We start from the raw sequence: 18646 nt of genomic DNA, 5'->3' as shown, positions 1-18646 counted from the left end.
GCGGGCGCCGCGCAGGCGGGCCGTCGCCACACAGCCGGACACCATGCAGACGGGCGGGCGCCGCGCAGGCGGACCGGACACGGGTTGACGCCGCGCGGGCGGACCGGACGCCGCGCGGCGACCGAGCCCGCCCCGGGGCGCCGCTAGACGATCACCAGCTCGCGCGTGGTGTTGTTGAGCCGCGCGCCGCCGTCCTCCGTGCACACGACGATGTCCTCGATCCGCGCGCCGTGCCGCCCCTGCAGGTAGATGCCCGGCTCGACGGAGAAGGCGAACCCCGGCTCCATCGGCTCGGTGTTGCCCGAGACGATGTACGGCTCCTCGTGCGTCTCGATGCCGATGCCGTGCCCGGTCCGGTGGATGAAGTACTCGCCGTAACCGGCCTCGGCGATCACCGACCTGGCCGCCGCGTCGATCGACTCGCAGGTGACGCCGGGCCGTACCGCCGCGCAGGCCGCCTCCTGCGCCTGGCGCAGCACCTCGTAGTAGGCGGCGAAGTCGGCGGGCGGTTCGCCCACGCAGTAGGTGCGGGTGGAGTCGGAGCAGTAGCCGTTGTGCAGCTGGCCGCCGATGTCGACCACCACCGGCTCGCCCGCCTGGATGACCCGGTCGGAGACGTCGTGGTGCGGGCTGGCGCCGTTGGGTCCGGAGGCGACGATGACGAAGTCGACGCTGGAGTGGCCCGCGGCCAGGATCGCGTCGTGGATGTCCTTGGCGACCTCGCGTTCGGTACGGCCCGCCTTGAGGAACTGCGGCACCTGCCGGTGGACGGCGTCGATCGCCTCCCCCGCCTCCCGCAGCGCCGCGACCTCGGCCGCCGACTTGCGCATCCGCAGCTCGCGCAGCACGGTGCCGGCCAGCACCTGCTCGGCGGACGGCATGGCGGCGCGGAAACGCAGCGAGGCCATCGCCCACATACGGTCGGCCAGCCCCACCTTGGCGACCTGGCCGAGGCGCGCGGCGACGACGGCATAAGGGTCGTCGGTCTCGTCCCACGCCACGAAGTCGAGCCCGAGCCGCGAGGCGGGCGAGGCCTGCGCCGCGGGCAGCTCCAGGCGCGGCACCATCATGAACGGCTCGCCGCTCGCGGGCACCACCAGGCAGGTCAGCCGTTCCAGCGGCAGCGCCTCGTATCCGCTCACGTACCGCAGGTCAGGGCCGGGCGTGAGCAGCAGAGCGCCGAGGCCCGCCTTGGCGGTGGCCTCCTGGGCGGCGGCGAGGCGGGACACGGGATAAAGGTCTTGGGACGTCACAGGGGCCAATCTACTCTCGTCGCATTCCGCCGGAAGCGCCCACATCACGCCCCCGCCACCCGCCCGCGAGGCCGCGGAGAGTGCGACCATAGGACCCGTGCTGATGCTTCTCGACACCCCGTCGCTCTACTTCAGGGCCTTCTACGGCATCCCGGAGTCGATGACGGCGCCCGACGGCATGCCCGTCAACGCCGTGCGCGGACTCATCGACATGATCGCCACGCTGGTCCGCACGCACGCGCCCACCGAACTGGCCGCCACCATGGACGCCGACTGGCGGCCCGCCTTCAGGGTGGCGGCCATCCCCTCCTACAAGGCGCACCGGGTCGCCTCCGGCGACGCCGAGGAGGTGCCCGACACGCTGGTGCCGCAGATCCCCGTCATCGAGCAGGTGCTCGACGCGGTCGGCATCGCCAGGCTCGAGTCGGCGGGCTTCGAGGCCGACGACGTCATCGGCACCCTCACCCATCAGGCGGGCGGCGCGGTCGACATCGTGACGGGCGACCGCGACCTGTTCCAGCTCGTCGACGACTCCCGCCCGGTGCGCGTCCTCTACACCGCCAGGGGCGTGCGCAACCTGCAGGTGGTGGACGAGGCGTTCGTCGCCGCCAAGTACGGCATCCCCGGCCGCGGCTACGCCGACTTCGCCACGCTGCGCGGCGACCCCAGCGACGGCCTGCCGGGTGTCGCCGGGGTCGGCGAGAAGACCGCCGCCTCGCTCATCACCCGGTTCGGCTCGCTGGAGGCGATGCTGGCCGCCCTCGACGCCGGCCAGACCGACGGGTTCCCCGCCGGCTGCCGCACCAAGCTGGCCGCCGCCCGCGACTACCTCGGCGTCGCCCCCACCGTGGTCGAGGTCGCCCACACCGCGCCGCTGCCCGAGACCGACCTCGCGCTGCCCACCAAGCCGCGTGACCCCGAGGCGCTGGTACGGCTGGCCGACCGCTACGGCCTCGACTCGCCCCTGAACCGCCTCCTGGACGCCCTGTCCCGCTGACCCACCTCGACACCGGAAGAAGCCGCCGGGCCCGTCCGGGCGAACAGGGCTACTGTCGGTGCCCGGCGTTTCGGGGAAGGCCGCGGGGCCACGCGCACGTGAACGGTGCGGCCATGGCAGCGGATCCGGCGCCCCGCCACGGGAACGTGCGGGCGCGAGCCAGGCGCGCCGCCTGCCGTACCGAAGGGCGCGCCACGCGGGACAGGGCGGGCCGCTCGCCATGCCCGGAAGGCGGGCACGCCGCCTGCCGTACCAGGGACTCGGGACCGGCCGCTCACCATGCCGGGGCCGGGCGAACCACCTGCCGCGCCAGCACCGGGCAGACCGCTTGCCGTACCCGGAGCCAGGCAGACCGCTTGCCACACCCAGAGCCGGGCAGACCGCTTGCCGTACCCGGGCCGGGCGCGCGCCCGCCGTACCCACCAGGCATGGCCGCGGGTCGCGCCCTCGGGATGCGGGGCCGCGGCCACCCCGGCGTCGGCCGGAGGGCGGCCCGCCGCTCGGAGGCGTCGTGCCGGCCTTGGGAAGAGGCTTCGCAGCGGAACCCGATCGGGGACGGGGATCGCGCCGGCCGAGGTCACGAGGCCGACTAGCTGTGCCCGGCTGACCGGTGGAGGGTGATGATCGTCTGGGTGCCCTCCGCGTCCACGATGTCGAAGGCCCGGGGCGTGTCCGGTCCCAGGGTCGCGGCGAGGATCTTCCGGGGCCGCTTGATGCCGTGCCGGAGGACCACCGGGTTCCGTCCGTCGCGTCCGCCCACCCCGACGGAGAAGATGTCGTCCTTGTCGTCGTACTCCAGGTAGGCGAGCGGCAGCCGCTCGGCCTGCAGGAGGTCGCCGAACGATTCGCTCAGCACCTCAATGGTCACGTCCGAGCCTTCGTACTGCCTGGTCAGGTTGTCCATGAAGGAGTGCCATTCGTCGCGCGGCACCTCGGGTCGCTGTTGGGTCATCTGACGGCTCCCTTCCTCCGGACGGGGTTCCGCGATCGCCTCCCATGCTGGCCGGACCCCCGCCCGCGCACATCACCCGATCGGGTAGGGAACCTCGATCGACATCCCGCCGGCCCGCTCCCGTGAGCGCGGCGGCCACCGGTCGGTCAGCTTCGACAAGGTCAACGGCACGATCTGCCTCCGGAACCGGCGCATGCCGCGCGGCCTGGGGGCCCTGGCGTGATGCGATCACCAGCCTCCGCTCGGGAGCACGTCGCCCGGCACCGACGGCCGACCGTTCCTTGTATGACCGGTTGAGGATAAACCGATTTAGCCATTTCGGGCCGCCGTGCTCTCCCGCACGGTCAGCCGGGGTGTCGGCGTCTTGACGTTCAGCGGGGTGGCAGGATCGGCGATCGTCTCCAGCAGCGTCCGCGCCACCTGCTCACCCAGCGCGAACGTGTCGCGCGAGAGCGCCGTGAGCGCGGGATGCACGATCTGGGCCAGCACCGAGTCGTCGAAGGCCACGATGGAGACCTCCCCAGGCACGGACACGCGCATCTCCGCCGCGACGCCCAGCCCCGCCACCGCCATGACGTCGCTGTCGTAGACGATGGCCGTCGGCCGCTCGCGCCGCGACAGCAGGGCTCTGGTGGCCGCCGCCCCCTGCGCGTCGCTGAAGTCGGTCGGCACGGAGACGACCTCCAGGTCGAGCCGGCGCGCCGCGTCACGCAGCGCCCTGACCCGGCGCTGGGTGTGCCGGAAGGAAGGCAGGCCGGACACGTGGGCGATCCTGGAGTGCCCGAGCGCGGCCAGGTAGTCGGCGATCGACAGCATCGCCTCCCTGTCGTCGGCCCACACGCACGACAGCCCGCCGTGCGGGCCGGGTCCGCCGAGCACCACGGCCGGCACCCCCAGTTCGTCGAGCACCTCCAGGCGCGGGTCTCGCACCTGAAGGTCGACCAGGATGAACCCGTCGACGCGTCCCTCGGAGGCCCAACGCCGGTAGACCTCGATCTCGGCCGCGGTGTCCTCCACGACCAGCAGGTGCAGCGCCACCGCGCCCGCCGAGAGCCCCGCCTGCAGGCCCGACAGCAGGTGGGCGAAGAAGGGCTCCACCCCGATGGTCCTGGCGGGTCGCGCGATGACCAGGCCCGCGGCCTCGGCCCGCGCCCCGCCGAGCGCCCTGGCGGCGCTGTGCGGGCGCCAGTTCATCTCCTCGGCCACCCGCAGGATGCGCGCCCTGGTCTCCTCGCTCACGCCGGGCCTGCCGTTGAGCGCGAAGGAGACGGCGCCCTTGGACACCCCGACCCTGCGGGCGATGTCGGCAATCGTCGGTCGCCCCACGGCTCCCCTTCCTCTCGGGCACGGAGTCTAGCCGGAGAAACGTCGTCAAGCTCTGGAACGGTTTAGCCCCAACCGGGCGACGTCCGGCGGATCCCGGCAAAGGGATAAGTTGATCAGGTGAGCACGAACATCCGAGTGTCCGGAGATGTCCACCCACGGCTCGTGGACGGGTTCGAGCGGATCAGGCGCGAGATCCGGCTGCCGGAGGAGTTCCCCCCAGCGGCGCTGGAGGAGGCCGAGCGCGTGGCCGCCGACCCCGCGGCCGCGGCCCGTCAGGACCTCACACACCTGCCGTTCGTCACCATCGACCCGCCGGGCTCCATGGACCTGGACCAGGCCGTCCTCATCGAGGCGCCGGGCCCCGGCTACCGCGTGTGGTACGCCATCGCCGACGTCGGCGCCTTCGTCAGGCCCGGCGGCGCCCTCGACGCCGAGGCCCGCCTGCGCGGCGAGACGGTCTACCTGCCCGACGGCAAGGTGCCGCTGCACCCGCAGGTGCTCTCGGAGGGCGCGGCCAGCCTGCTGCCCGGCGTGACCAGGCCCGCCGCCGTGTGGCGGATCGACCTCGACGCCGAGGGCCGCACCGTCGGCGTGGACGTGCAGCGCGCCCTGGTGCGCAGCCGCGAACGGCTCGACTACGACTACGTGCAGGCCGCCGTCGACACCGGCACCGCCGACGGCACGCTGAAGCTGCTGGCCGAGGTCGGCCGCCTGCGGCTGGAGCTGGAACGGGCCCGCGGCGGCGTCACGCTCCCCACACCCGAACAGGAGATCGTCACCGCCGACGGCGGCTACCGCCTGGAGTACCGGGTGCCGCGGCCCTCGGAGGCATGGAACGCGCAGATCTCCCTGCTCACCGGCATGGCCGCGGCCTCGATGATGCTGGACGCGGAGATCGGCGTGCTGCGCGTGCTGCCGCCGCCGCGGCCCGGCGACCTGGCCACGGTCCGCAGGGCCGCCCTCGCGCTCGGCGTGCCGTGGCCCGAGGGCGCCACCTACGGCCAGGTCGTGCACGGCCTCGACCCGAAGGTGCCCGCCCACGCCGCCTTCCTCAACGAGTCGAAGGTGCTGCTGCGCGGCTCCGGCTACGTCGCCTTCGACGGGGAACCGCCCTCGCAGGCCGGGCACGCGGCGGTGGCCGCGCCGTACGCGCACGTCACGGCGCCGCTGCGGCGCCTGGTCGACCGCTACGCGACCGAGGTGTGCCTGGCGATCGCCGCGGGCGAGCCCGTGCCGGACGACATCCAGGCGGCGCTGGGCGGCCTGCCCGAGATCATGTCCGTCACCGGACGCCGGGCCGGCGCGGTCGAGCGGGCCTCGGTCGACCTGGTGGAGGCGTTCGTGCTGCGCGACAGGATCGGGCACAGCTTCGACGCGGTCGTCATCGACGTCGACGAACGCCGCCCCGGCGGGCTGGTGCAGCTGACCGACCCTGCCGTCATCGCCCGCTGCGACGGCACCCCGATGCCGCTCGGCCAGCCGGTACGGGTCCGCCTCACCCAGGCCGACCCCGGCACCCGCGAGGTCCGCTTCACCCTCGCCTGACCCCGCCGCCACATCACCCGCCTGACCCGGCCCCCTCGCATCCCACCTGACCCCGGCGCCGCGTGACCCTCACTGCCCCCCGACCCGCGTCACCCCTTTGACCCCGGCCCGCGTCGCCCTCGGTCACCCCAGAACTCGCGTGGCCCTCGGTGACCTCACGACCCGCGGCCTCGCTGACTCACATAGCCCGCTTCATCCTCGCTGACCCCATGACCCGCTTCATCCTCGCTGACCCCGACGTCCATCCCGCCTGATTCAAGGCCCGCCAGGTCCCGCCCGGCACCCGCCAAACCCGCTTCCGCCCAGAGCCCATCGACGGCCGCACCGCCCCTCCGCGGGGATCCCAGGAACGAGCGAGAGCCGCGCGCGGAGCGGGGGGATCACGCGCGCGGCCCGATCAGGTGCTACCGGTGGCTCACTTCTTGAGTGGGCTCCAGCCCGCGCCGATACCCATGAGGTGCAGGGCGACGCACAGCAGGCCGGCGGTGCCGAGGGTGGCGACGGTGATCACACCGCCGACCGCCACTCCGGCGATCTCGAAGACCAGGGCGAGCACGAACAGCAGGGCAGCGATGAGAGCGAACATCCCAACCTCCAGGCGGGGGAGACCTTCCGACATGGGGATTTCCGCTGTGATCACCCGGAAAACTGGCGCCAAGGTGACCTTAGGTGAACCTACGACCACGTCACCTTGACCGCCCGGTCAGCCGTCCTGCCCGTCCTTCTTCTTCCCTCCGTACGGCACGCCGGGCCGAGGCCACCGGGGTCACCGGTGACCACCCGTCCTTCACGCGTACTCCAGCAGGACTCCGGCGGGCCGCCGTCACGTCAGGCTCGTCGGACGATCGCTTCAGCCCCTGGCCGGCGCCCTCACTGCCCTCTCCCGGACACGCCCTGCGGCTCAGGACGCCACGTCCCTCCCCCACCGCGCGGGTCGTCCATGCTCGTGCCGCCACGGCACACACCCCAGGCCCGTTCAGGAGGGCCGGATCCGAGCGGGCGGGTTCGGGCCGGGACACGGCGCCGTCCCATGCCCACTCAGGCCCGTTCGTCCCGCTCCCGGGCCACCGATGCGGTCGTCCGTCCAGGCGGCCGGAAAGCCGAGGAGCCAAGCGGCCAGAAGGCCAAGAGCCGAGGAGCCGGGCGGCGGCTGCCTGCCGTACGGGACGGGAGGCAGCCGCGGCCCGGCTCAGGACAGCGACGAATAGGCCACGACGCCGCGGCGCATCGCGTCGATCGCCTTGATCGCGGTCTGCTTGACCTTGCTGCCGGGCGCGGCGGCGTTGCCCAGCTGCCCGAGCAGGTCCATCAGCTGCTTGATCCAGCGCACGAAGTCGCCGGCCGCCAGCTCGTTGCCGTTGACGCCGTCGGCCAGCACCGCGTCGAGGCTGTGGCCCTTGGTCCAGCGGAAGGCCGCCCACGCGAACCCCAGGTCGGGCTCGCGGATGATCGACAGCCCGTTGTCCTGCTCGATGCCCTCCAGCTCGCCCCACAGCCTGATCATCGCCGTCAGCGCGTCCTGTGCCTTGCCCGCGGGGATCTTCGGGCGCCGGGCGTCGTCGGCCGCCCGCGACTCGAACACCAGCGCTGACACGCACGCGGCCAGCTCCGCCGGGTCGAGCTCCTCCCACAGCCCGGACCGCAGGCATTCCGCGGTGAGCAGGTCGAGCTCGGTGTAGAGGCGGCCCAGGCGGCGGCCCTCGCCGGTGACCGTCTCGCCCTCGAGGTAGCCGAGCTGTTCCAGCACCGCGCAGATCCGGTCGAAGGTGCGCGAGATGACGTGCGAGCGGCCCTCGACCCGGCGGCGCAGCCCCTCGGTCTCGCGCAGCAGCTTGTAGTAGCGCTCGGCCCAGCGGGCGTGCTCCTCCCTGTCGGCGCAGCCGTGGCAGGGGTGCTGGCGGATCAGTCGCCGCAGCTCGGTGATCTCCTCGTCCTCGACGGCGTGGTCGCGGGCGCGCGTGGGCTTGCCGAGGTCGCGGTCGCCCATCTTGGCCATCAGTGACGAGACGAGGTTGGCGCGTTCCTTGGGCGCGCGGGCGTTGAAGTTGCGCGGGATGCGGATCTTCTCCACCGGCTCGACCGGCACCGGGAAGTCGGCCGGGTCGAGCTTCTTGACCTGCTTGCCGATCGTGAGCACGAGCGGGTTGGGCCCATGGCCGCGCGGGTTGAGGCCGGGATCGAGGACGATGGCCAGACCGGCCCGGCGCCCGCCGGGCACGCGGATGACGTCGCCCGGCTTCAGCGCCTCCAGCGAGCGCACCGCGGCGGCCCTGCGGGCGGCGCCGCGTTCCTTGGACAGCTCGGTCTCGCGGTCGGACAGGCGGCGGCGCAGCTCGGCGTACTCGGCGAAGTCGCCCAGGTGGCAGTGCATCGCCTCCTGGTAGCCCTCCAGCGCCTCCTCGTGCTTGCGCAGCTGCTTGGCGATCCCGACGACCGCCCGGTCGGCCTGGAACTGCGCGAACGAGGCCTCCAGCAGGGTCTTGGCACGCTCGCGACCGAACTGGCCGACCAGGTTGACGGCCATGTTGTAGGAGGGCTGGAAGCTGGAGCGCAGCGGGTAGGTGCGGGTGCCGGCCAGGCCGGCGACCGAGATCGGGTCCATGCCGGGCTGCCACACCACGACCGCGTGGCCCTCGACGTCGATGCCGCGCCGCCCCGCGCGTCCGGTGAGCTGGGTGTATTCGCCGGGGGTGAGGTCGGCGTGGGTCTCGCCGTTCCACTTGTCGAGCTTCTCGATCACCACGCTGCGGGCGGGCATGTTGATGCCGAGCGCGAGGGTCTCGGTGGCGAAGACCGCCTTGACCAGGCCGCGGGTGAACAGCTCCTCCACGACCTCCTTGAAGGCCGGCAGCATGCCCGCGTGGTGGGCGGCCAGGCCCCGCTCCAGGCAGTCGCGCCATTCCAGGAAGCCCAGGACCGCCAGGTCCTCGTCGGGCAGGTGGGCGGTGCGCTCGTCGACGATCTGGCGGATCTCGTGGCTCTCGCGCTCGGTGGTGAGCCTGATGCCGGCGTAGAGGCACTGCATGACGGCCGCGTCGCAGCCAGCGCGGGAGAAGATGAACGTGATCGCCGGCAGCAGGCCCTCGGAGTCGAGCTTGTCGATGATCGAGGCCCGGTCGGGCGGGCGGAAGCGCGGCGGCCTGCCGTACCCGCGCCTGCCCCTGCCGCCGGCCAGCCGCTCCTCGTCGCGGGTCAGCCGCATCAGCGTGGGGTTGATCCGCATGAGGTTGTCGCCGTCGTCGGTGGAGAACAGGTCGTAGACCCGGTGACCGACCATCATGTGCTGCCACAGCGGCACCGGGCGGTGCTCGTCGACGATCACGGTGGTGTCGCCGCGCACCTCGCCCAGCCACTGGCCGAACTCCTCGGCGTTGCTGACCGTCGCCGACAGCGCCGCCAGCCTGACCGACTCGGGCAGGTGGATGATGACCTCTTCCCACACCGCGCCGCGGAAGCGGTCGGCCAGGTAGTGGACCTCGTCCATGACCACGAAGCCCAGGCCCGCGAGCGTGGCCGAGCCCGCGTAGAGCATGTTGCGCAGCACCTCGGTGGTCATGACCACGATCGGCGCGTCGCCGTTGACGCTGTTGTCGCCCGTCAGCAGGCCGACCTTGGCGGTGCCGTAGCGCTTGACCAGGTCGTTGTACTTCTGGTTGGACAGCGCCTTGATGGGGGTGGTGTAGAAGCACTTCTGGCCCTGGTCCAGGGCCAGATGGACGGCGAACTCGCCGACGACCGTCTTGCCCGAGCCCGTCGGGGCCGCCACCAGGACGCCGTCTCCCGCCTCCAGCGCCCGGCACGCGTCGAGCTGGAAGGCGTCCAGCTCGAACTCGTAATGCCCCCGAAACGACCTGAGTGCGGCACCGTCGTCCCCGTGCTTTTCACGGAAGGCCGCGTAGCGTTCCGCTGGCGTTGTCATACCGCCAGCCTACCGAAACCGCCATTCCGGTCAGGCCCGGACGTCGAGCCCGGATCTCCCCCAGGATGGCCGCCGCTCTCCTCAGGAGCGGGCGCCGGGTCGGGCATGCCGGTGTCCAGCGCTGAGCCCGGGATCCGTCGCGGCGGCGGACACCCGGGCGAGCGCCTTTGCCAGCGAGATCACAGGCCGATCGTCTTGAGGATCAGCGCCCGCAGCACCCCCGGCCAGTTCGCCGGTGGCTCGTGCAGCGCCGTACCGGCCCCCGCGACCGCCGCGACCGCCTGGGCGCCGGCCGGCAGTCGGCGCGATGGCGGACCCAGACCATCATCGCGGCCGCCCGTCTGCTGGACGACACTCGCGGGCGGCCAAACCTGTGCGAAGCCGCCCGGGAGATCAATATTCGTCCGCGAGCCGGGAGAGCGGTTTCTTAAGCCCTCGGTCATGAAACGGTCGTGCGGCGTCGCCGACCGTGACGTCGACGACGGCCAGGTTCTGCGCGAGGACGAGCCGCCGACCGGGTGGGCCGACGTGCGGCGCGAACCCGCCCGTCGTCGAAGCCGCCCAGCCGCCGGTGTTCGAGGGCTGGTCTGGTCGAAGCGTTGATCATGTCGGCGGCGGCCGGTTCGCGACAATAGGCATCAACCCAGCCAGGCGCCGCCCCGCGCCTGCTACCTGCTACCTGCCTGGTCAGGACACGTTCTACGGTGCAAGCAGGGCTGCTTCCGGCAGTAGCCGGTTGTGCTGCCGGAAGCAGCCAGCCGCGCCCCACTACTCACATCAGGACGCGCAGCGCTCCCGGCGCGACGGCGCAGGTCAGCGGCAGCGAGCCGACACGCTCGCCGTCGGCGTAGGCGACCACGTCGGGCGCCTCCAGCGTGACGCTGCGCGCCCTCAGCATGGTGACGGCCGGATGACCGGCATGGCTGCCGCGGTAGACGCCGGCGAAGGAGCGTACGAACGCGCCCTTGCCCACGGCGCCCAGGATCGTCACGTCGAGCAGGCCGTCGTCGGGTTCGGCCGCCGGGCAGATGCGCATGCCGGCACCGTAGGAGGCGGTGTTGCCCACGGCCACCAGCATCGCCTCCTGCTCGACCACCTCGCCGTCGAGGGTGAGCCGGAACGGGATCGGGCGGAACGAGCGCAGCTCGCCCGCGGCCGCCACCAGGTACTTGGCCATGCCGGGCGGCCAGGTGAGGGCGTTGGCGCGTTCGTTGACCCGGGAGTCGAAGCCGCAGCACACCACGCTGGCGAACCACTCGTCGGGCCCGACGCGGGCGGCGTCGACCGTTCTGGTACGGCCGCGCAGGATCGCCCTGACGGGGTCGCGGCGGGTGAGGCCGAGCGCGGCGGCGAAGTCGTTGCCGGTCCCGGCCGGGATGATGCCCAGCGGCACGTCGCTGCCGGCCACCGCCTGCACCGCCAGGTGGACCAGGCCGTCGCCGCCGAAGGCGACCAGCGCGTCAGGGCGTTCGGCGACCGCCGTACAGGCGCGTTCCAGGGCGTCGGCGGGGCCGGTGCCGACGATCACGCTCACGTCGGCGCCGCCCGTGCGCAGCCTGCGCACCAGGGGCTCCAGCAGGCGCAGCGTCCTGCCGCCCCGGGCGGCGGGATTCACTAAGAGGGCGAGGTCCACCCGTCAGTCGTCCAGGTTCAGCGGCGCGGCCTCGTCGTCCGACAGCAGCGCGTCCGGGTCCTGCGGCCGGCGCCGTTCCCTCAGGAAGATGAACCCCTCGGCGAGGAAGTAGAGCACCACCATCGGCGCGGCCAGGGCCATCATGGTCAGCGGATCGCCGCCGGGCGTGATCACGGCGCCGAAGACGAACATGAGGAACACCACCGTACGGCGGTGCTTCTTGACCGTGGCGTGCGACAGCACCCCGATGATGTTGAGGAAGACCAGCAGCAGCGGCAGCTCGAACGACACCCCGAAGATCACCAGCATGATGAGCACGTAGTCGAGGTACTCGTTGATCTGGATGGTGGCGACGGTGTCGCTCGGCATGAAGCCCAGCAGGATGGCCAGGCTGGTGTCCATGATCACGTAGGCGAGCGCGGCACCGCCCAGGAACAGCGGGATCGCCAAGGACAGGAACGCCACGCTGTAGCGCTTCTCGTTGCGGTAGAGCGCGGGAGTGACGAAGGCCCAGATCTGGTAGAGCCAGACGGGCGAGGACACCAGGATGCCCACCATCGCCGCGACCTTCAGCGTGGTGAAGAAGGACTGGAAGATGCCGCCGGTGGTCAGCGTGCAGTGTCCAGGGCGCAGTTGCTGGGCCGCGGCCGTGTCGCAGAACGGTTCCTTGATGAAGGCCCAGACCGGGTCGAACAGGAAGAACCCGATGACCACACCGACGACCAGCGCGAGCATTGCGATGACGAGCCTGTTGCGCAGCTCGCGCAGATGCTCCATGAGAGGCATGCGCCCCTCATCGTCGACGGCGGTCTTGTTGGGCCGTTTGAACAGCACCATTCAGCGGTCCCTGGTGTGGTGGGTGTCGGGTCAGGCGTTCTTGTTGGCGGCGGCCTGCGCGCGCAGCTTGGCGGCCTGCTCCTCGAGCTGGCGGGCCTGCTCCTCAGCCGACAGCGCGGGCGCGGCGGCGGGCAGCTGCTGCGCGGGCTGGGCCGGCGGCTGCGGCTGCGGCTGCGGCTGCGCGGTCGCGGTGGCCTGCGTGGCGGTCTGCTCGTCGTCCTCCTCACGCAGCTTGCTGGTCTCGGCCTTGAAGATGCGCAGCGACTTGCCCACGCCCCGTGCCATCTCCGGCAGCTTCTTGGCCCCGAACAGCAGGACCAGCACCAGGGCAATGATCAGCAGCTCAGGAACTCCGAGGTTCGGCATGAAACATCCTTATTGAGCGAGGTGCAATCTCACCGACGATCGTACGCTGCCGGGAGCCCAGACTCATCCCCTGAGCTCCCGTTCGCCCCATTTCTGGCACCCAATGTTCGCCCTGCGGCCGTGAGCTGGGCATGTGCCCGTCGTATCTCGGCGCTCAGCTCCCTTAAGGCGACCAGCAGGCGGGCACTCACGAACCCGAGTACGGCCAGCCCTGCCGCGCCCGCGGCCACCGCCACGTAGATCCAGCCCGTCCAGGTCATGACGCCTGAGAGTACAGCGACAGCGCCCGATCGGCCTCCTGCTGCACCCTTTCGGCCAGCGCCCGCGGCGAGACGATCCTGCCGGTGTCGCCGAGCCGGAGCGCCAGCTTGAGTGTCCAGTCCTCGTCGCGGGCGCGCAGCGTGACCCGCAACCGGCCCTCTCCCAGCTCCTCGACCCGCTCGCACGGGTAGTACTCGGCCACCCACCGGCCCGCCGCGGTCAGCTCGAGCACGACGAGCTCGTCGGTGGGCGAGGGCCGGAAGACGCCCTGGGTGACGTCGATCGGCTCGGCCCCGGCCGGCGGGTCAGCCGGCACGTCGAGCACCTCGACGCCCAGCATCCGGTCCAGCCTGAACAGCCGCATCGCCTCGGCCCGGTAGCACCAGCCCTCCAGGTAGGTGCGGCCGTCGGCGACCACGAGCCGGGTCGGGTCGACCTCCCGCGGCGTCACCTCGTCACGGCCAGGCACGTAGTAGCGCAGCGACAGCCGCCGCCCGCCGACCAGCGCCTCGCGCACCCTGGCGGCCGCGTCCGGCGCCGACTCCACGTCCACCGCGAACTGGCTGCTGACGGCCGCCGCGCCCGCTCCCGCCGCCTGCTCCAGCTTGGCCGTCACGCGCGACAGCGCGTCGCCGTGGGCGAACTCGACCAGCTCGGGGGTGGCCGCCAGCATCCGCAACGCCACCAGCAGCGCGCTGGCCTCGTCGATGCCCAGGCGCAGCGGCCGGGCGATGGTCTCGGCGTTGTCGATGAGGATCTCGCCGCCGTCCCACGAGACGTCGATCAGATCACCGGGTGTGTGGCCGGGAAGCCCGCACATCCACACCAGCTGCAGGTCGTCGATGAGCTGCTTCTCGCTCAGCCCGAACAGCGCGGCCACCTCGGCCACCTGCGCCCCCTGGTGGGACATCAGGTACGGCACCAGCGCCAGCAGCCTGGGCAGCCGGTCGGCCGTCGAGCTCATGCCAGCACCCCTTTCAGTCGCGCGATCACGGCCTCACGGGCGTCGGGCGGCTCCACCACCAGCACGTCGGCGCCCAGGCTGGCGATCCATCCGGCCAGCCGTTCGGGATCGGCGAAGACCAGCTCCACCGTGTCCCACCCGTCGTCCCCCTCCCGGACGGCGCGGGCGACCTGGCGCAGGCCCTCGCACGCGCCCTGCCGTACCTTGAGGACGGCGGTGCGCTCCTCCATCGCCTCTTCGGGGAAGCCGACCATCGAACGCAGGTCCACCCCCTGGGGCACCTCGACCGTGCCCGGCCTGCCCATCGGGGCCACCGGGCCGCAGATGCGGCTCAGCCTGAACACCCGTGGCGCCTGCCGGTCGCGGTCGAAGCCGGCCACGTACCACTTGCCGCGCCTGCTGATGACCCCCCACGGCTCGATCGTGCGGGTGCGGACCGTCTCGCCGGCCGCCGGCCGGTAGTCGAAGCGGACCACCCGCCGGTCACGCACCGCCTCCCACAGCGAGGGGAAGGACGGGTCGCGCGTCTCGACGCGCAGCTCCAGCGCCTCGCCAGGCCCGGCGTCGGTGGCCACGCCGCCCGCGCGCAGCTTCAGCAGCGCGCCGCTGGCGGCCTCGGCCAGGCTGGCCCGCTGCCACACCCGCGCCGCCAGGCCCAGCACGGCCGCCTCGTCCGGCTCCAGGGTGATGTCCGGCAGCTCGTAGGCCTCGCGCTGGATCCGGTAGCCCGGCTCGTCCTCCCACGGGTCGCGGTGCACCTCGATGGGGATGCCGATCTCGCGCAGCTCGTTCTTGTCGCGTTCGAACATCCGCTGGAAGGCCTCGTCGCCGTCGCGGTCGTAGCCGGGCACGGCGTGGCGGATCTGCTCTGCCGACAACGGCCGGTGCGTCGCGAGCAGGCAGATCACGAGATTGAGCAACCGCTCTGTCTTACGGCGTGACATCTGCCTTTCTCCTCACTCGTTCGACGCTACCCTGCCTCCGTGATCAGATGGCGCAAGGGCGAGGTTGTCGGGATCCGGCGCGAGTGGCCGGGAGCTGTGGAGCTCGAGGTCACCGTTCCCGAGGGGACGTGCAGGGCGCTGGCCTATCCCCCACTGGTGGGACGCCCCGAACCGGGTGACGAGGTGCTGCTCAACACGACCGCCCTCGCGATGGGTCTCGGTACGGGAGGTTACGCCATGGTGGTGGCCGTCCCGAACAGATTGCCGGAAGATCCTGATGGTCCCGGCCATCTGGTGAAGGCCCGCTACACCCCGCTGCAGGCCACCGTGCTCGGCGCCGACGAGCAGGACTCCCCCTTCCACGAGGTGCTTCGCGAGGCCGACTCCCTCGACGGGATGCCGGTCGTCGTGGCCGACCTGCACTCGGCGCTGCCGGCCATCCTGTGCGGGATGTCGCCGCGCCCGCGGGTGGCCTACGTGATGCTGGACGGCGGCGCGCTGCCGGCCTGGTTCTCGATGGCCGCCGCCAGGCTGCGCGAGGTGGGCTGGCTGGCCGGGGTGGTCACCGTCGGCCAGGCCTTCGGCGGCGACGTCGAGGCCGTCACCACCCACACCGGGCTGCTGGCCGCCCGGCACGTCCTGCACGCCGACGTGGCGATCGTCACCCAGGGGCCGGGCAACCTCGGCACCGGCACCCGCTGGGGCTTCTCTGGGGTGTCGGCCGGCGAGGCGGTCAACGCCGCGGCCGTGCTGGGCGGGCGGCCGGTGGCGGCGCTGCGCGTCAGCGAGGGCGACCGGCGCGAGCGGCACCTCGGGGTCTCGCACCACTCGCTGACCGCCTACGGCAGGGTGGCGCTGTCGCCGGCCCAGGTGGTGGTGCCCGAGCTGCCCGGCGAGTTCGGCGAGCGGGTGCGCGACCAGGCCGAGCTGCTGGCCGTACGGCACGAGCTGGTCTCGGTGCCGGTCGACGGGCTGTACGAGGCGCTGCTCGCCTCGCCGGTCAGGCTGTCGACGATGGGGCGCGGCCTGGACGAGGACCTGGCCTACTTCCTGGCCTCGGCGGCGGCCGGGCGGCACGCCGTCACCCTTCTGACGTAGCCGCCGGATCATCCCGTGGAGGGAGGACGGCGGGCCGCCGGTCGGCGATCGTGAAGTGATGACGCGAACACGCTTCGTACTCCTCACGATCCTGGCGCTCGTCGCGACGGCCTGCGGCGCGGGCGGCGGTCCGGCCGGCGGCACGACCGGCGGTGCGACCGGAGCGCCGCACGCCGGACAGCACGGCGGCCTGCACGGCACCTCGACGGCCGCGCCCGCCGCCGCGCCCGCCCGGTCCGGCGAGCGGTTCGTCACGCTGGCGATGCCCGAGCCGTACACCCCCAAGCCGCCGAACGGCGGCACCGACGAGTACCGCTGCTTCCTCGTCGACCCGAAGGTGACCGAGCCCGACACCTTCCTGACCGGCACCCGGTTCACCGCGCAGAACGGCGAGGTGGTCCACCACGCGATCCTGTTCAGGGTGGACGCCGGCCAGGTGGCGGCCGTGCGGGCCTACGACGCCAAGCAGCCGGGCCCGGGCTGGGGCTGCTTCGGCGACGCGGGCGTGGGCGAGGCCGACTGGATCGGCCACTGGGCGCCCGGCACCAGCGAGGTCCTGCTCGACCCGAAGCTCGGCTACCCGATGGCGGCGGGCAGCGCGCTGATCATGCAGGTCCACTACAGCACGCTGGCCCTGGGCGACCGCCCGGCCGGCAGCGACCGGTCCAGCGTGCGGCTGCGCCTGGCCTCGGGCAAGCTGACGCCGCTGCGCACCCAGCTGTTCATGGCGCCGATCGAGCTGCCCTGCACGCCGCAGGAGAAGGGCGCGCTGTGCGAGCGCGAGGCCGCCATCGCCGACGTGGGCCGCCGCTTCAGCACCGACGCCAAGGAGCTCACCTCGCAGCTGGTCACCTGGTGCTCGGGCGGCAAGCCGGCGCCGGGGCCGACCCAGCACTGCGACATGCCGGTCCAGAAGCCCGCCACCCTGCACGCCCTGGCCGGCCACATGCATCTGCTCGGCCGCTCCATCAAGGTGGAGCTCAATCCCGGCAGGCCCGGCGCCAGGACGCTGCTCGACGTGCCCCGCTACGACTTCGACAACCAGGCGCTGCGACCGCTGGCCGAACCGGTGAAGGTCGGGCCCGGCGACACCATCCGCACCACCTGCACCCATGACGCCTCGCTGCGCGCCCGGCTGCCGCTGCTGCGCGACCTGCCGCCGCGCTACGTGGTCTGGGGCGAGGGCACCCAGGACGAGATGTGCCTGGGCATCGCGGTGGCCTCGTAGAAGTCCTTGAACGTGAACGCCTCGGGGCCCGGCCCCTCGGCCCTGAGGCGTCCGAGCCGCTCCATGCCCTCGGTGAGCGTCGGGATCGTGCCCGCGGGGATCCACCACATCACCGAGTACGGCTCGGCCATGCGCAGGAACCACTCCCTGCGGCGCTTGAGCACCGCCATGTGCCGGCTCTTGTAGACGAAGTCCCACAGGGTCTCGCGCGACTCCCACACCGAGAAGTTGATCACCAGGTGGTCGCCGTAGGCGTGCTGGACGGTCAGCGTCGGGTCCTCGTCGCTCTCCTTGAGCCGCCACACGAAGCCGGGCGCCGCGTCGGACAGCACGTTGATCGGTTCGAGGTTGGCGACGAAGTCGGCGAGCTCGGGTGTGTCGAGGGGCGCGCGCAGGTGCGCGACGTTCAGCTGGGCGAGATGCATGAACCCTACTATGTCAATCCTCATTGGTTTTAGAAAGGGTGACGCAGCATTCGCCCGGCCGCGGATCGAGCGCCGCCCTGCCGGGATCCTCGCCGAGCCCCTCCAGCAGCCCCTGGCACAGCGCCAGGTTCATCGAGCACACCAGCAGCGGGTAGTCCTGGGCCAGCGCGTGGAAGGGGCAGTTGCGCTGCCTGACCACGCCGTCCTCGACGTACGGTTCGTAACCGCGCTCCCGCATCGTCTCGACCACGTCGCCCCCGCCCGCCGCGATACGGCGGCCGGCCGCCCGCGCCGCCCGCTCGGCCTGCTCCTCGCCGCCGAGCAGCTCCACCACGTCGGCCAGCACCGAGGCGAGCGAGCCGTAGTCGCGCGGCGGCAGGCTCACCGCCAGCTCGGCCGCCGCCCGCCGGTAGACCTTGGCGGGCCGGCCGCTGCCCGGCCCCTTGCGCCCCTGCGGCCGGAACCCGGCCTCCAGCAGCCCCGCCTCCACCAGCTTGTCCAGGTGGTGGGCGGCCAGCGTCCGCGACACCCCCACCGCCTCGGCCGCCTCGCCGCGCCCCACCTCGCCGCCCCGGGCCGCCACGTAGGCGTACAGGCCGCGGCGGACGGGATCGCTCAACTGGGACAGGGCCTCGAGGTCGCTCACAGCCCGGAGTCTACGAGCCGCCGCACCGGAAGCCGCGCCCGCACCCGGGCTCGAGCCGGGGGCCGAACCTGAGCCCGAAACAGAGCCCGGACCAGGGGCCGAACCCGCGCCCGGCGGCCGGCAGGCGGCCAGAACGTCCGGCAGGCGGCCAGGACGTCTAGATGACTGATTCCAAGCCGTACGGCTGAGCGTCAATGGTCGTAGGCGGTGAGGGATCGGGCGGTGGGCCGGCCGGTCTTGTCGTTGTGCCAG

17 protein-coding genes are annotated in these 18646 nt (G+C 72.5%); 4 read left to right on the top strand and 13 right to left on the bottom strand.

Going from position 1 to position 18646, the window contains the following annotated elements:
* Positions 1–143: 143 nt before the first annotated feature.
* Positions 144–1298, bottom strand: coding sequence for a M24 family metallopeptidase (locus ACWENQ_RS31045; RefSeq protein ID WP_452417569.1), 1155 nt, complete (start codon positions 1296–1298; stop codon positions 144–146).
* 58 nt (positions 1299–1356) lie between these two features.
* Between ACWENQ_RS31045 and ACWENQ_RS31040 the strand changes: the two genes are divergently transcribed.
* Positions 1357–2250 (top strand): 5'-3' exonuclease, encoded by an 894-nt coding sequence (locus tag ACWENQ_RS31040; protein WP_452417568.1) that lies wholly within the window; start codon positions 1357–1359, stop codon positions 2248–2250.
* Positions 2251–2839: 589 nt separating this feature from the next.
* Here the strand turns inward: ACWENQ_RS31040 and ACWENQ_RS31035 are convergent.
* Entirely contained in the window at positions 2840–3202 is a 363-nt protein-coding gene (locus ACWENQ_RS31035; RefSeq protein WP_449925345.1) for a DUF5335 family protein, read from the bottom strand.
* A gap of 309 nt (positions 3203–3511) precedes the next feature.
* Positions 3512–4528 (bottom strand): LacI family DNA-binding transcriptional regulator, encoded by a 1017-nt coding sequence (locus tag ACWENQ_RS31030; RefSeq protein ID WP_449925348.1) that lies wholly within the window; start codon positions 4526–4528, stop codon positions 3512–3514.
* Positions 4529–4645: 117 nt separating this feature from the next.
* On the opposite strand from ACWENQ_RS31030, the gene ACWENQ_RS31025 reads away from it, so the two are divergent.
* Positions 4646–6073, top strand: a complete 1428-nt coding sequence (locus tag ACWENQ_RS31025) for an RNB domain-containing ribonuclease (RefSeq protein ID WP_449925351.1) — start codon at positions 4646–4648, stop codon at positions 6071–6073.
* A gap of 415 nt (positions 6074–6488) precedes the next feature.
* On the opposite strand, the gene ACWENQ_RS31020 is transcribed toward ACWENQ_RS31025, so the two are convergent.
* The 8 genes from ACWENQ_RS31020 to ACWENQ_RS30985 form a co-directional block, all read right to left on the bottom strand.
* The gene (locus ACWENQ_RS31020; protein ID WP_354906963.1) at positions 6489–6659 is read right to left on the bottom strand and encodes a hypothetical protein; all 171 of its coding nucleotides are present in this window, start codon (positions 6657–6659) and stop codon (positions 6489–6491) included.
* Positions 6660–7262: 603 nt separating this feature from the next.
* The gene (locus ACWENQ_RS31015; protein WP_452417355.1) at positions 7263–9992 is read right to left on the bottom strand and encodes a DEAD/DEAH box helicase; all 2730 of its coding nucleotides are present in this window, start codon (positions 9990–9992) and stop codon (positions 7263–7265) included.
* Positions 9993–10171: 179 nt separating this feature from the next.
* On the bottom strand, positions 10172–10435 hold the full coding sequence (locus ACWENQ_RS31010) for a hypothetical protein (RefSeq protein ID WP_449925356.1): 264 nt from the start codon (positions 10433–10435) through the stop codon (positions 10172–10174).
* Positions 10436–10764: 329 nt separating this feature from the next.
* On the bottom strand, positions 10765–11625 hold the full coding sequence (locus ACWENQ_RS31005; protein WP_452417353.1) for a diacylglycerol/lipid kinase family protein: 861 nt from the start codon (positions 11623–11625) through the stop codon (positions 10765–10767).
* Between the two features lie 3 nt (positions 11626–11628).
* A complete protein-coding gene (gene tatC / locus ACWENQ_RS31000) occupies positions 11629–12462 on the bottom strand; it encodes a twin-arginine translocase subunit TatC (RefSeq protein WP_449925361.1) in 834 nt (277 codons plus the stop codon).
* Between the two features lie 30 nt (positions 12463–12492).
* Positions 12493–12828: a Sec-independent protein translocase subunit TatA gene (gene tatA / locus ACWENQ_RS30995; protein ID WP_452417352.1), complete on the bottom strand. Its 336-nt coding sequence runs from the start codon at positions 12826–12828 to the stop codon at positions 12493–12495.
* 256 nt (positions 12829–13084) lie between these two features.
* Positions 13085–14053, bottom strand: a complete 969-nt coding sequence (locus ACWENQ_RS30990; RefSeq protein WP_449925365.1) for a helix-turn-helix transcriptional regulator — start codon at positions 14051–14053, stop codon at positions 13085–13087.
* Complete coding sequence (locus ACWENQ_RS30985; RefSeq protein WP_449925368.1) at positions 14050–14997, bottom strand: helix-turn-helix transcriptional regulator; 948 nt, start codon at positions 14995–14997, stop codon at positions 14050–14052. Before ACWENQ_RS30985 ends, ACWENQ_RS30990 begins: the two co-directional genes overlap by 4 nt.
* A 39-nt stretch (positions 14998–15036) precedes the next feature.
* Between ACWENQ_RS30985 and ACWENQ_RS30980 the strand changes: the two genes are divergently transcribed.
* Positions 15037–16095 carry a DUF3866 family protein gene (locus ACWENQ_RS30980; RefSeq protein ID WP_452417351.1) on the top strand — a complete coding sequence of 353 codons (1059 nt, stop codon included), beginning with the start codon at positions 15037–15039 and terminating at the stop codon, positions 16093–16095.
* Between the two features lie 58 nt (positions 16096–16153).
* Entirely contained in the window at positions 16154–17323 is a 1170-nt protein-coding gene (locus ACWENQ_RS30975; protein WP_452417350.1) for a monooxygenase, read from the top strand.
* Here the strand turns inward: ACWENQ_RS30975 and ACWENQ_RS30970 are convergent.
* Both ACWENQ_RS30970 and ACWENQ_RS30965 read right to left on the bottom strand, forming a co-directional pair.
* Positions 17260–17748, bottom strand: a complete 489-nt coding sequence (locus ACWENQ_RS30970) for a DUF3291 domain-containing protein (protein ID WP_452417349.1) — start codon at positions 17746–17748, stop codon at positions 17260–17262. The genes ACWENQ_RS30975 and ACWENQ_RS30970 overlap by 64 nt on opposite strands.
* A 13-nt stretch (positions 17749–17761) precedes the next feature.
* A complete protein-coding gene (locus ACWENQ_RS30965; protein WP_452417347.1) occupies positions 17762–18394 on the bottom strand; it encodes a helix-turn-helix transcriptional regulator in 633 nt (210 codons plus the stop codon).
* Positions 18395–18646 lie beyond the last annotated feature (252 nt).

This window comes from Nonomuraea sp. NPDC004354 (assembly GCF_053602555.1).
The sequence above is the reverse complement of the archived record's forward strand: the minus strand, read 5'-3'. Positions and strand labels throughout refer to the sequence as shown.

What these genes read in the sequence shown, in the direction of transcription:
- ACWENQ_RS31015 (WP_452417355.1), bottom strand. Translation starts at nt 9,992, where the DNA reads ATGACAACGCCAGCGGAACGCTACGCGGCCTTCCGTGAAAAGCACGGG.
- ACWENQ_RS30975 (WP_452417350.1), top strand. Translation starts at nt 16,154, where the DNA reads ATGACGCGAACACGCTTCGTACTCCTCACGATCCTGGCGCTCGTCGCG.
- ACWENQ_RS31020 (WP_354906963.1), bottom strand. Translation starts at nt 6,659, where the DNA reads ATGTTCGCTCTCATCGCTGCCCTGCTGTTCGTGCTCGCCCTGGTCTTC.
- ACWENQ_RS31040 (WP_452417568.1), top strand. Translation starts at nt 1,357, where the DNA reads ATGCTTCTCGACACCCCGTCGCTCTACTTCAGGGCCTTCTACGGCATC.
- ACWENQ_RS31035 (WP_449925345.1), bottom strand. Translation starts at nt 3,202, where the DNA reads ATGACCCAACAGCGACCCGAGGTGCCGCGCGACGAATGGCACTCCTTC.
- tatA (WP_452417352.1), bottom strand. Translation starts at nt 12,828, where the DNA reads ATGCCGAACCTCGGAGTTCCTGAGCTGCTGATCATTGCCCTGGTGCTG.
- ACWENQ_RS30990 (WP_449925365.1), bottom strand. Translation starts at nt 14,053, where the DNA reads ATGAGCTCGACGGCCGACCGGCTGCCCAGGCTGCTGGCGCTGGTGCCG.
- ACWENQ_RS31045 (WP_452417569.1), bottom strand. Translation starts at nt 1,298, where the DNA reads ATGTGGGCGCTTCCGGCGGAATGCGACGAGAGTAGATTGGCCCCTGTG.
- ACWENQ_RS31010 (WP_449925356.1), bottom strand. Translation starts at nt 10,435, where the DNA reads ATGACCGAGGGCTTAAGAAACCGCTCTCCCGGCTCGCGGACGAATATT.
- tatC (WP_449925361.1), bottom strand. Translation starts at nt 12,462, where the DNA reads ATGGTGCTGTTCAAACGGCCCAACAAGACCGCCGTCGACGATGAGGGG.
- ACWENQ_RS30970 (WP_452417349.1), bottom strand. Translation starts at nt 17,748, where the DNA reads ATGCATCTCGCCCAGCTGAACGTCGCGCACCTGCGCGCGCCCCTCGAC.
- ACWENQ_RS30985 (WP_449925368.1), bottom strand. Translation starts at nt 14,997, where the DNA reads ATGTCACGCCGTAAGACAGAGCGGTTGCTCAATCTCGTGATCTGCCTG.